Origin of the sequence: Ferroplasma sp., from assembly GCF_037442045.1 — an archaeon.
Lineage (GTDB): Archaea > Thermoplasmatota > Thermoplasmata > Thermoplasmatales > Thermoplasmataceae > Ferroplasma.
Window position 1 is genome coordinate 1 of record NZ_JBBIRC010000009.1, and the last position, 13,826, is coordinate 13,826.

General features: G+C 32.1%; 9 protein-coding genes. 6 read left to right on the forward strand and 3 right to left on the reverse strand.

Annotation, left to right across the window (positions count from 1 at the left end; translation table 11 throughout):
* Positions 1-1,856: 1,856 nt before the first annotated feature.
* Together WKI77_RS02190 and WKI77_RS02195 are read left to right on the forward strand one after the other, a co-directional pair.
* Positions 1,857-2,648, forward strand: coding sequence for a hypothetical protein (locus WKI77_RS02190; RefSeq protein WP_337860196.1), 792 nt, complete (start codon positions 1,857-1,859; stop codon positions 2,646-2,648).
* A 46-nt stretch (positions 2,649-2,694) separates the two neighbouring features.
* Positions 2,695-3,153, forward strand: coding sequence for an HAD family hydrolase (locus WKI77_RS02195; protein ID WP_337860197.1), 459 nt, complete (start codon positions 2,695-2,697; stop codon positions 3,151-3,153).
* Here the strand turns inward: WKI77_RS02195 and WKI77_RS02200 are convergent.
* Positions 3,150-4,424 (reverse strand): hypothetical protein, encoded by a 1,275-nt coding sequence (locus WKI77_RS02200; protein WP_337860198.1) that lies wholly within the window; start codon positions 4,422-4,424, stop codon positions 3,150-3,152. The two genes, WKI77_RS02195 and WKI77_RS02200, sit on opposite strands and share 4 nt — an antisense overlap.
* Before the next feature lie 132 nt (positions 4,425-4,556).
* Between WKI77_RS02200 and WKI77_RS02205 the strand changes: the two genes are divergently transcribed.
* Positions 4,557-6,245 (forward strand): Hsp70 family protein, encoded by a 1,689-nt coding sequence (locus WKI77_RS02205; protein ID WP_337860199.1) that lies wholly within the window; start codon positions 4,557-4,559, stop codon positions 6,243-6,245.
* A 4-nt stretch (positions 6,246-6,249) separates the two neighbouring features.
* On the opposite strand, the gene WKI77_RS02210 is transcribed toward WKI77_RS02205, so the two are convergent.
* Both WKI77_RS02210 and WKI77_RS02215 read right to left on the reverse strand, forming a co-directional pair.
* The gene (locus tag WKI77_RS02210; protein ID WP_337860200.1) at positions 6,250-7,344 is read right to left on the reverse strand and encodes a mevalonate pyrophosphate decarboxylase; all 1,095 of its coding nucleotides are present in this window, start codon (positions 7,342-7,344) and stop codon (positions 6,250-6,252) included.
* Positions 7,345-7,373: 29 nt separating this feature from the next.
* A complete protein-coding gene (locus tag WKI77_RS02215) occupies positions 7,374-8,006 on the reverse strand; it encodes a hypothetical protein (protein WP_337860201.1) in 633 nt (210 codons plus the stop codon).
* 144 nt (positions 8,007-8,150) lie between these two features.
* Here WKI77_RS02215 and WKI77_RS02220 point away from each other — a divergent pair, with 144 nt between their 5' ends.
* The 3 genes from WKI77_RS02220 (at position 8,151) to WKI77_RS02230 (ending at position 13,813) form a co-directional block, all read left to right on the forward strand.
* Positions 8,151-8,996 carry a CBS domain-containing protein gene (locus tag WKI77_RS02220; protein ID WP_337860202.1) on the forward strand — a complete coding sequence of 282 codons (846 nt, stop codon included), beginning with the start codon at positions 8,151-8,153 and terminating at the stop codon, positions 8,994-8,996.
* Position 8,997: 1 nt separating this feature from the next.
* Positions 8,998-10,422, forward strand: coding sequence for a glycine--tRNA ligase (locus WKI77_RS02225; protein ID WP_337860203.1), 1,425 nt, complete (start codon positions 8,998-9,000; stop codon positions 10,420-10,422).
* Between the two features lie 334 nt (positions 10,423-10,756).
* Positions 10,757-13,813, forward strand: a complete 3,057-nt coding sequence (locus WKI77_RS02230) for a S41 family peptidase (RefSeq protein ID WP_337860204.1) — start codon at positions 10,757-10,759, stop codon at positions 13,811-13,813.
* The last annotated feature ends 13 nt before the right edge of the window (positions 13,814-13,826 follow it).

Genomic DNA, 13,826 nt, shown 5'->3' on the forward strand with positions numbered 1-13,826 from the left:
GTTTAATAACGCTACAAATGTGGCATTAGGATATTTCCTTGGTTTAATATTCCCAATTGAAATGATATCATTGATATATCTATTCAAAAAAGATTTTTATATTTATATTATTATACTATTATTGATACTTATTAGCATGCCTTTTATACTCAAATTACCAAGTGCACCCGGGATATATTCAAGCATTTATAGTGTCTATATTTACATTTTAATCCTCGTATTTATAAATACGATTATATATAAATTTGTTAACATGAAACAACACTATATGTTTCAAACACAACTATTTGTGGAGAAAATTCTATTAATTTTATCCCAACTAACGGCACAATAGATCATAAAGAAACGAATGAAGCATTGACAAAATATTGTGGAGAGTATACACTATATCCACAATTCTATGTATATCAAACAAATGGAACTTCACTTAATTTTGACTCATCAAATATAAATACCAACTCTTTTACCTGGGCAATATATCAAAATAACATATTTAAACCGGTTAAATATGTGACATTTCTTGCACTTATCGATCTTAATAAAACATATCCATTTAACGCATCAATTGTTTTTCAATCTTCGAAAAATATTAGCAATCTATATTATTTTCTTATTAACTTTAAAAATAATAACTTATATAAGGAATTCTTATATAAAAATAATACTATTACCGATTATGGGTCTGTTGCCACAATCAACAATTCTACACCCATTTATATTAATGTAACTCTTCTTCCAAACAGTGCTTACAATAGTTACTTAGAATTCAATATAGTTTATTATACTGGAGGCGTTTATGTTTCATATATATTAAATATAACAATTATTAATCATTTCCAATACTGGAAACTCAATTAATAATATTAACTGGTAATGTTTTTAGATAATATGGGTATTTTGTGGTTTAATTCGCATTTTATAATATGAATTAATCCTGTTTAGAGCTGTATATGCTGATAAAGTATATTGTGTTAACTGCACTGGTAATAAGCAAAATTGTATTGCGCTGTGAAGAGAAGAACTGGTCTGGAGAAATATATGGTATATATTGGAATAAAGATAGCTAAGAGAAAGTTTGATTACTGCATTATATAGACAGTGAGTTGAATGTGCTTGAAACTGGAATAATGATAAACAATAATAATGGGTTCAGTAAGTTCTTAAATACAATTTAAAAATACAGCAATATCTGAATAGGAATAGGAGTAACAAATATTTACCATATCAATTTATACTATTATTATTGATATTGAATTGCTCTGTATTAATTTACCGTGGCCTATTCTTTCCCTGTCCCTTGGCACATGGGTATTTAATTCTCTTTAATTCTCCATGCTTTAACTTTAATTTCCTTCTATAATGGCGATTCTTTATTCATGTGTTCCCGGATATGTATGCATCTATTTTTATTTTCAATAATTCATTTACTTTCTCCTCTACAGTTTTCCTTATTATCTCATCAGGATTCAATAAGTTTATGACTTTATATTCAATGTTTTATTGTTTCAATACTCAAGCAAAGTATTGTCTCCCGTTATATAGCTGATAATTTTGTTAATAATAGGGATTTATATTTACACAAAATACTATATCTAACCATAGTAAAGGTAATAAACTATGATTATGCAATAGATTAGGATATTTTCTAATAACCTCAAAATTGATATTTTAATATTTACAGTATATATCCAAAATGTAATGTTTTCAATGCTTTATGTAAAATCACTGTTATGTAAAAATTTTAAAAAGGTGGGTTTTTGATATTATCTTCAATATAAAGAATTAAGTTTTAAAAATATGTAATTGTTACATCAAACGTAAATATAAATTTATAAATTGATGTTCCATTACCCATAATGAGTCTGACGAAATCGTCTGGTATGTATAAAAAAGCATACAAGAATTACAGGCATGTATTGCTGGATATTGCAACAAAGAAGGAGCATATAAAAATTAAAGCACAAAATGGAAAAGATTCATTCTGGAACAGGCAAAAAACATATTTATACGCATTGTGTGCTGAAAATGAACTTTGCAACGGAAATCTTGATTTTTTCACTTTTGAAAATTCAATAGTTCCCGGATGCATGAACTTTAAATATAAATCAGGACAGCTATTTATGTGCAATATGGATAAAGAGAATGATTTTCTCGGAACATTTGGAGCCGATGAGTATGCATTTTTAAAGGTTGAAGACGAAATTGTGCTTGATATAGGAAGTAAGGTCGGTGATTCTCCAATTTATTTTACATTGAGCGAGGCTAAAAATGTTATATCTGTGCCTGAAGAAAATTATTTAGACATTTTATTGAAAAATATTAAAGCAAATGACCTTGAAAAGAGGATAATAGTATCCAGTGCAACTTATTGTGGAGGAAACAAAGATTTGTCATTAAAGGAACTTGGAGTAAAATATCAAATTGATTCCGGCGTATTGAAACTGAATGGAAAAAATTCTATAAATAAACTACTTTCCGAAGATAATGAAAGCTTTAAAATCTTTAAAAGAATTCAAATATTAATAGATGGGCCTTCGGAAGAAATAGTAAAAAAGCTTCAGGATGCAGGATTTAAAACACATATCCAGCCCAGAACTTTAAAAGATATTGCAGGAGGCACATCATTTGTCTGTGCTGAACAGCAATAATTTTACCTTTAATAAACTTTTAAATCTTATTTATAATATCTTTAAAATGCACGAAAAAAGAAAAGCACTATTTGTGGATCGGGATGGTACACTGAACTATGATGCCGGTTATACGCACAAATTATCAGACCTTAAAATTTATGATGATATCATTCCTGTATTGAAGGATTTCTATGATAAAAATTATTTAATTATTGTTTTAACGAACCAGTCAGGAATTGGAAGAGGTTATTACACTGTAGAGGAAATGCAATCCTTTAATCAAGAACTGGCGAAAATGTTAATGAAATATGGAATAAAAATAGAAGATTTCTTTTACTGCCCCCATCTCCCTGATCAGGGCTGCAAATGCCGCAAACCGGAAACTGGAATGATCGAAGAAGCAGCAAAGAAATATAATATTGACATAAAAAATTCGGTTGTTATTGGTGACAGTGAAAAAGCTGATGGAAAAATGGCTGAAAAGCTTGGAATTAAGTTTATAAAAGTGCATGGCTATGATTAGGATTTTATAATATCAAAATCTTTTGTATCGTTACCAGATGCTTTGATAACATAATCTGCATATGGCCCTGCAGGTTCAGCTGAACCATCCTTTAAGAAGACTATTCCCATGCCGTTGCTTCCTGCACCATACGATTTAAAAAAACTTCCCAAAAACTGATTTTCAAATAAGGGGGAACCTGTATTTGATACAGGGATCAGATCGTTAATGGAATTAATCACGACCAGAGGATCGCGCAATGATTCAATGCCGGTTACAATAGCAGCCCACAGTTTTGCTGCCAGTCTGGTGGCATCCTCATCATTATTTACAATTCTCATATTATAATAATCCGGGCTCACATCGAATTTTTTTATGCTGAATCCTGCATTTCGGCTTATAATGTTGCTGAAAGGATCAAATTTAGAAGTGTTTAATATTGCAATTTCTCTTCCAGAATTCTGCGCATTTTCAATAATCATAGCCGCAAGACCTATTTTCCCATCCCCTGAAGGGCCTGCAATAAGTGTTGCTCTTTCTCCATCTGTAATGCCGCGCAAAATTTCTGTTTTAGGATCAAGCACAATGGCTGTATCTGATTGTTCCCTTTTAAAACCAAGAAATTTAGAATTGGATGAATCCGGTGATGGAAGTTCTTCCCTGGTACTGTAATCAAGTTCAAGAAAATTTTCTATTTTTGCCTTGTATGTATAAACTATTTTTTTCTTTCTTGTTATTACCGGTTTTTTAATATTTCCTGAATAAAGATGATATTTTGTACCCTTCACTTCTTTCCAGTTAAGCTCAGTCCCAATGCAATCCTGTATCATTCCAAGAATTGTATTGTTTAAGTCCTGATCAGGTTTCTGTTTTAAAAATTTGTCATTTCTTTGCATGTAAATTATCTTAACAAGGTACTTATCTTCCTGAAGAACATAGGGATTTTTTAATGATTTTTTATTATAATACATAAACCAGAACATTATTCCCTGCCCTTCACCGAGTTTTTCAATTACATCTTTTATATTGCTGAATTCTACACCGGTATCATAATAATCTTTATCTTTTCTGTTTCCAGAAATAAAATAATGATTCATTTCTGGCATTGCATCAATAGGGTCAAGTTTGAGCGATTGCTTTATAAATGAAAATCTGGTATCAGTATTCAAAAATACATGAAGCCTGTTTTTGCTATTAAAGTAAAAAAGCCCGAATTTAGATCCTATAACACTGTAAAGCTTTTTATTATACACAGAATCTGATGAACCATTTATAACTTCATACCAGGCCATTTTAATGCACATAGACTTAATCGTTATTTCTATTTAAATTTTGTCATATCAGGTCATACTATCAGATCATACAATAATATTTATAACTTATTTCATTATACATTTTCATGATTTGAATGGCGGTGCATTAAAATGTTTTCCATGGGAATTGATCTTGGTACAGGCAAAACTGCTGCGGCTGTTACAGTCTTTTCGGAATTAAAATACAGTACTGTTATGATACCACTTTCTGATAATAAATCAAGTACTTTTGTTAAAAGTTCCGTGACATTTGATATGTCTGACAGAATATATACTGGAAATGAGGCAGAAAAAATGCTAAAAAAGGAACCTGATGGCAATGCATCAAATTTCAAAATTAAAATGGGAACCGATTACCTATATGAAACCGGGGGAAAATTCCACATGCCTGTGGAGTTAAGCGCCATAATGCTCAAACTGGTAAAAAATAGGGCAGAAGAATTCATGAATTCAAAGGTTAAAGATGCAGTTATAGCTGTCCCTGCATATTTTAATCAGAATCAAAGGAATGCAACATATGAAGCAGCATCAATAGCAGGAATAAAAGTAAAAAACATGATAAGTGAGCCAACAGCTGTTGCAATATCATACTGGAATAGCATGAAAAACAGAAGTGCAAGGAATATAATGGTATTCGATATGGGTTCAGGAACAACAGATGTAAGCATTGTCCATGCAAGGGATCAATCTTTTACTGTACTGTCTACATACGGAAATACAAACCTTGGCGGTTTGAATATGGATATGGAGATAGAAGATGCTTTAAAATCCAGGCTAAGGAATCTTGGAATAACAAGTTATCCTCCGGATTTGAAAATTATTGCTGAAAAAATCAAAATTAAACTTTCAAGGCATGAATCCGCATCTGTTATTCTCGGAAAAAACAAAGTAAAATTTTCAATGGATTCACAGCAGCTCACTCAAATAGTAGAAAGAATGACCCATGAAATCTTTAAATGCATTGATATGGCAATAAACAGGTCGGGAATAACAAAAACTATGCTTGATACTTTAATTATAACAGGAGGCCCCACAAAAATTCCATACCTGTTCAATGCAATAGAAAAATATATGGCAATGTCTGCAGTAAAAAATATAAATTCTGAAACATCAGTTGCAACAGGTGCATCAATCATTGCAGCAGGCCATATCACTGGAGAAAACGGCCAATCCAGGATTAAAATAAATGATATTGTTCCAATATCACTTGGCTGCGTAATATTAAATGATTTAGTTGTTACAATGATACCGGCAAATACACCTGTGCCATGCTCCAGGACCAGGCCATTTACTACAATAAAGGATTACCAGAAAGAAATAGAAGTAAAAGTTGTGCAGGGAGAGCGGCCACTGGGTTCAGACAATGTATTGATGGGCAATTTTAGGCTTACCGGAATAAAGCCGGCGCCCAGGGGAGAAGCATCCATAAATGTAACATATAGTGTTGACAAAAATGGCATACTCAAAGTTTCAGCCATTGATAACGCCACAGGTTCCAGGAAAGAGATCAAAATAGAAAATGCACTGCAGCACAGCAGCGATGAGGTAAAAGAACTTAAAGAAACTGTTAAACGATACTTCAATGAGGATCTAAAAAGAAAAAAAATGGCAGAAGTAATGAATAATGCTGAGGAACTCCTTTATAAACTTAAAGGGATCGCCAACAAACAGCTCACATCTGAAACAACCCATTACAATATTAATAAAGACATATTGAAACTCAGCAAGGCCATACAAAATAATAATATTGCTCTTTTATCTCAGCTGGAAGCAACATATAAAAAAGAATACAGCATATAAAACATCACTTGTTGTCAAAATATTCTATGGCATCTTTATAGAATTCATTCCTGACATTTTTGTGTGTTTCAGGGTTATGATGCCCTATTATTCTTTCATCATCTACAGTATCCAGAAATTCATCAATTAATGATGGGGATAAGGACATAACCATTAATGATGGGCCAGTATCGCCTGTAATATATATTTCCTCATTCTTCTTTGAAAATGCAATAAATTTCTTCAATAATGCAATGCTTTCTGAAGTTTGTATAACATTGCCAGTGGACATCAGTACAGAATTCAGAGCAAACATTTCTTCCATTCCCCTTTTCATTAATTCTTTAATATCAAAATTTAAATCAATTATTTCATTTATTCTTTTGTATTTCTCATCCAGCCAGGAAGAATAAAATAATGATTTTATAACCTGTGAATGTGCATCAGATGTCTGGTAATCTATGTTTTTTGGGAATATTGCATATTTTATTTTATTAGCAAGAGCAGGAACTTTCACTGCAAAGGAATCTTCCTCCATTATGCCTGGAAACGAAAGCCATATGGATGGCCCATTTATTGCAGCCCTTGTGCCTGATCCAGAAACAAGCCTTGCATATCTCGAAACAAAACTGTCATCCAGAGAAACAGCATCTCCAAAAACATTTTTTACAATGCTCCTGGAAACCGCAGACGCAACTGCGGATGATTCGCTCAATCCTTTTGCCTCCTTATATTTTCTATATCTCTTAATGTAAAATAAAAAGCTTCCTTTAATACCAGTATTTTTTCTGAATATTTCAAGTGGTTTTTTATATCTTTCATTGTATTTATTGGCCTGTTCACCATCAAGAATTACTGAATCCATTCCAGGTTCATCTATGTATTTACATGCACTGTATACAAGTGAAAAATCTGTGTTGAATGATATTGAAGGGTTATAAGCTATTTTATAATAATTATCGTAATAGCCCAGGAATTTTTCAAATGCCTTAATTGGATAACTGTAGGCTATAGAAATTTTCCCGTTCTCCGGTCCTGGCATATAATTTTCCAGCCTTCTATAAAGCCCAAGGTCTATTAATTTCCTCTTTATGTTTTCCCCTTCAAATTTATAATCCATAAAAGGTTATAATTTCATAAAATAAATAGTTACATAAAGCCCAACCATAATAATAGAATTCCAATAAATTCAGCATAATAAAGAAATACAGGTATAGCTGCAATATAAAGCGTTCCGGCTATAGCCACAATTATAACTCCTGCAATTATGCTTAAAAGCTTGTTGCTGTGGAATTTCTTATAGCTTATTGCTGCAATTAAAATTATAAATGTGGCAGCAGGAAATGTTACAAAAGATGATGAGATTGTTACACTTAGGGGAAGTACCCCATATACTATGTGGCTATTTATTATATTTCCAACAGGAGAAACAATCAGTGTCACGACAAGAAAAACTGTTGCAAGTGTTGAATAGATATAGTAATAATTCAGAAATTTTTTATTGCCAAACAGAGCAAATGATCCAAGTGCAAGAAACTGTACAAGTACAGCAACAAGGAATAGATAAAAGTCTATTAAAAATCTGGAGTATATTTTATCCGCCATCAATATTTCAAGAAAAACTGCAACTGTAAATACTATTAATCCTGCTGACCAGAATAGAAGATTTAATTGCTTTTTGGCAATGTACTTCTTTACAATAAAGAAAGTAAGGCCTGCACTCAATAGAAATATAACTATGGTAGAAAATGTAACAAATCCCTGAGAAGTAACTGAAAACATAATAGAATATTGCAAATTGAAATATAAATATATTTAATATTACTCGCCTGGAAAAACGGCATAAAAGTTTATTTTAAAAAATAATTAATAAAATAATTCCACTATATACCTAAACAATTATTTATTAGAAATGTATTTACCTCCATGGATTATAAAGTTGCGGATATAATGACAAAGAACCCACTTTGCTATACAGTTCCCAGTTCAATTTCTGAGATAATTAAATTATTGATAAAAAATAACATTACCGGTGTACCAATAAAGGATAACCAGAATAAATATCAGGGCATAATAACAAGAAGGGATATATTTTATAATCCTGATGAAACACAAACCGCGCTTGTTATGCGAAAGGCTCCAACTGTTAATGAATCAGATTCCATAAACGTTGCAGCAAAACAGTTGTATGCGCAGAAAAAAAGGCATATTGCAGTTGTTAATGATAATAATGAAATAACAGGCATCCTTACCCCTCAGAACTTTTTAAATGTGATAAAGGAAAAATATGGCAGGGTAAAAGTTAAAAATGTAATGGAATACAGTTCGGTGCCATGCTGGGAAGAAACACCGCTCTCTGTTGTGCTTTTAATGATGAAGCTTTCACAGATTTATTCTTTTCCTGTCATAAATAAGGCAGGGAAATTTACAGGGCTTGTAACCGATAGGGATATTTTTGATAAAGTTAGAATGTACCAGACAATTGAATCCACCCAATCAGGCATAGCCGATGATGAGGATCCGTGGTCATGGGACGGAATAAAGAATGTATTTACATACTTTATTGAAAAATCCAATATTAAAGTCCCGGATATAAGCGTCAAAAAACTTGAAGTTGGGCATCCTCAGGTAATTTATCTTGAATCAGACCTTGAAGATGCAGTGAATTTCATGGCGGAGAAGAATTACAACCAGCTTCCTGTGCTTACAGGCCACGGCGATATTTATGGCATGCTTTATGATATAGAGATAATGAAAATTTTTAATGATTAATATGTACGACGAAACAGTTGAACTGGCAAAAAGAAGGGGGTTTTTCTGGCCTTCATTTTCTATTTATGGTGGCTTTGCTGGCCTTTACGATTACGGTCCGCTGGGTGTTCTATTAAAAGATAACATCATTAGAACATGGAAAGAGTCATATTTATGCGATGATGCTATCTTCCTTGATACACCAAATGTTACTCCTGAACCTGTATTCAAAGCATCAGGGCATATTGCAAGGTTTTCTGATATTGCTGCAGAATGTGAAAAGTGCAAAACAAAATCCAAGCTTGAATCAGTACTCTCATTTAATCATATTTCAGACATTCCTGTAAATCTTGAGGATGCAAAAAGGATAGTTTCTGAGAATAAATTAAAATGCCCTGTCTGCGGAAATATAATAAACAATGTCTACGATTTTAATTTAATGTTTAAAGTATCCGGAGATTATTATTTAAGGCCGGAAACTGCACAGGGAATATTTGTAAATTTTAAACTTTTGAATAATTACAATCGTGGGAAGTTTCCTATGATAGTTGCCCAGCAGGGAAAGGGATTCAGGAATGAGATATCACCACGGCAGAGCCTTATTCGCCTCAGAGAGTTTAACCAGTGCGAAGTAGAAGCCTTTTTTGATCCAGAAAATTTAAAATTTAAAGAACTGTATGAATACAAAAAAATCAAAATTAAGCCAAACACAGGTGGTGAGTTTTACATTACTGTAAAGGAAGCATTTGAGAAGGGGCTTATAAGCAGTCAGGCATTTGCTTATTTTGTATTAAAAACACAGATAATATTAGAAAATATGGGAATAAAAAATGAACTACTAAGGTTCAGGCAGCACGATCCAGATGAGAGAGCGCATTACGCTGCAGACTCCTGGGATGCAGAAGCACTTATAGATGATGAATGGTTTGAAATAGTTGGGATTGCCAACAGGACAGATTTTGATTTAAAAAACCATCAGGCAAGTTCCGGTGAACCAATGAAAGTCAAAGCCGAAGACCATGAATTCATTCCATATGTAATAGAACCATCATATGGCATAGACAGAATTATTTTATCGCTTCTTGCACAATCTATGGAAAAAAGGGATAATAAAAATGTACTTAAAATTCCATACAAAATCGCACCATACCATTTTGCTGTATTTCCTTTAATGAAAAAAGAGAACCTTAAGGAAAAAGCAGAATATATTTATAATGAATTAAAAAAACTGGATAAATATATAATATATGATGATGCTGGAACTATCGGTAAAAGATATGCAAGGCACGATGAAATCGGAACGCCATTTTGCATTACTATAGATTATCAGACGCTTGAAGATGATACTGTAACTCTAAGGTCAAGAGATACAACAGAACAGGAAAGGATAGGAATAAATAAAATTCTGGAACAGCCCTTTATAGATTCGCATATTTATAAAAATTAATATTTTTATTCATGAAATATTGTTATTTTCCTGGCCATGCTGTTAATTTATTCAATAGCGGTTCTGTATCTGAAACTCCTGAGAAATTATTCCTAATCTGCATTCATCTCTGCCATTTCTTTTATCTGGCATCTCATAGATCAGAATAGCTTATCATTAAAGCCTGTTATATACTGAATGAATTCAGATCTATTGCTGGAATCATCACCCATTAGTTTAAATTTCTATAATACATAATTGCATCCAGAATTTATGAATAATTATAATACTCTTATGTTTCAATGTAGCTTGAGCGCAGGAATAACAATTAAATAAAGGATAATAATAAGTCAGCATGGAACGATATTTAATGTATCCAGATATAAGCAGCAATTTTATAGTTTTTGTCAATGATGATGATTTATGGAAATATAATTTAAACGATAAAAAACTTACAAGACTAACATATAATATTGGAATTGTAACCAATCCATTTATAAGCCCCGATTCAAAATCTGTTTATTTCAGAGTAATGTCAGGCAATGGTGCAGATTCAGCAGATATCTATAGAATAATCCTTGATTCAGGTAATTTAGAAAGAATCACATACTTAAATGGAAAAAGCACCAGCCGGCGCATGTTTACATTTATAGCAGGTTTTCACGGGAACACACCTGTAATATCGATAGATGCCTATTATCCATTCAGCTCTCCAATGCTGTACGAACTTCAAGGTATAAATTTAGTGCCATTAAATTATGGGCCGGCAATGAATATAATATATCACGAGGATTATATAATACTGGGCAGAAATACAATAGACATGCCGCACTGGAAAAGATATAAGGGCGGTACAAGGGGAAAAATACTTGTTGGCAAAAATAATGAGTTTAAAATAGCAGTAGATCTTGATTCTAACATAAACTCGCCCATGATAATTGAGGAAAGGATCTACTTTATATCGGACCATGAAGGAACTGCAAATATTTATTCCTGTGAATTTGACGGTTCAAAAATTAAAAAAGAAACTAATTTTTCGGAATATAACGTAAGAAACGCAAGAGCCAATGGAAAAAATATAATATTCCAGATGGCTGGTGATCTTTATATATTTGACAAATCAGGAATAAATAAAATTGATATTAATATCAATACTCCAGAAATAAAGAAAATCGATGCCACAAAAAATTTAGAGGATTATGTAACATCATATAATATAGCAGATGATGGCAAAAATTTTATGCTTATTTCCAGAGGCCAGTTATTTCAAACAGGGATTAAAAATGGATATATTAATAATATAAAAGATTTAAAAAATTATTTGTCTGTATTTGGCAAAGACTGCATAATTTCCTACATATACAATGAGGAAGAAAACAAAATTGCAATATTTGATTTTAAAGGAAATAAGTTGAAATCGTTCAATTTTAAGAATGGCATTATAATATCAATGAAATTGTCACCAGATAATAAAACGCTGGCACTGGGCAATAACAGGTTTGAATTATTTTTGCTGAAACTTGATAATTTTGAGCTTGAGAAAATAGATGAAAGTGAATCAGATTACATCAATGATTTTTCATGGTCCAGCGATTCTTTTTTACTTGCTTATTCATATCCAGAGACAAAGTATTTTTTGAGTTCAAATGGCAGTTCTTCAATCAAAATTTATGATGCAGGAGACAAAACAAAACACCAGGCGAGTACGCCCGGCTATGTTGATTTTTCACCAGTATTCAGCCCTGATAATTCTTATATTTATTACCTTTCCAAGAGGTATTTTGATCCTGTAGTCGATGAGCTTGTATTTGACCTGGGTTACCAAAATATAACAAAACCGTTCGCAATACCTGTAAAAATGGGAGTACAGCCATTGTTTTCCGATATCAGTTCAGAACCCATGAATGAATATTCTTTGGAAAACCTGCCAGCAAAGAGCAATTCTTTCCCTATTGACGCAAGAAATTATGAGTCAATTGTCCCGGTTAAGAATGGTGTGCTATTATTCTATTTTAACGTTGAAGGCAATATGAAATATTACCTCTTTAGCAATGGAATAAGAAGCGGAAAATTGGTATTCTTTGACCTTGAGAAAAGAAAAGAAGAGGACTATGAGACCAATGTCATAGATTTTAAAGTATCAACAAATAACAAATATATGGTTTTCAGAAGGGAAAAATCTTTTATATTGAAAAATCTGGATGATAAAACCACTGACGAAATAGACATAAAAAGATTAAAGCTTGTTATAAATCCTGAAAATGAATTTTCTAACATGATCTATGATGTTTTTAAATTAATACAGGAGAATTACTGGAATGCAGCTAAGGTAGAAGAAATGGGGACAAAACCATATGAAAAATATAAAAAATTGTTGCCAAAAATAGCTTCAAGGTTTGAACTTTCTGATTTAATCAGAGAGATGCAGGGCGAATACTCCACATCTCATTCATATGAAATAGGTGGCGATATAACTCCAATAGAAGCAAAAAGCACTGGAAAACTTGGTATTGATTATATTTATAAAAATAACCAGTATATAATAACAAAAATTTACGGCGCTGACGAATCTAATGAAAACGAGAAATCCCCATTATTATTTACTGATATACAAGAAAACGATGTTATATTATCAATAAATAATGTTGGCCTAAATGGCAATATGAATATTGATAAGGCTTTATTAAACCATGCAAATGAAATAGTAAAACTCGAAGTTAAGAAAAATAATAAAATCAATAATTATTTTGTTAAAACTTTAAGCGATGAAAAGTTTTTAAGATATAGATCATGGGTAGAATTCAATAGAAATTATGTGCATAATAAAACAAATAATAAAATTGGATACATACACATTCCAGATATGGGCATGAATGGATTCAATGAATTTTTCAGGCTATATTCAAGGGAATCCAAACTGGATGGCCTTATTGTAGACCTTAGATTCAATGGAGGCGGCTTTGTGTCACAGCTATTGATGGAAAAACTTGCAAGAAAAAGAATAGGCTATGATGTCCCAAGGAGAGGAATAATCACACCATATCCGCAGGACTCAGTTGATGGCCCAATGGTTGCCATTACAAATGAATATGCAGGATCTGATGGCGATATTGGAACTTTTGTATTTAAAGAATACAAACTTGGTGATGTGATAGGAACAAGAACATGGGGAGGCGTCGTTGGCATTAATCCCAAAATTAAACTACTTGATAATACAACTGTAACACAGCCCCAATTTGCAACATGGTTCAAAGGTGTGAAATACGGCATAGAAAATTACGGTGTTGATCCAGATATATATTGTGAAAATATGCCACAGGATTTCTTAAAAAATGAGGATAACCAACTGGACACAGCTATAAGGAATATAATGGAAAAGCTTGATAAATATAAGAAATTAACCCTAAAATAATATTTAATTTTAT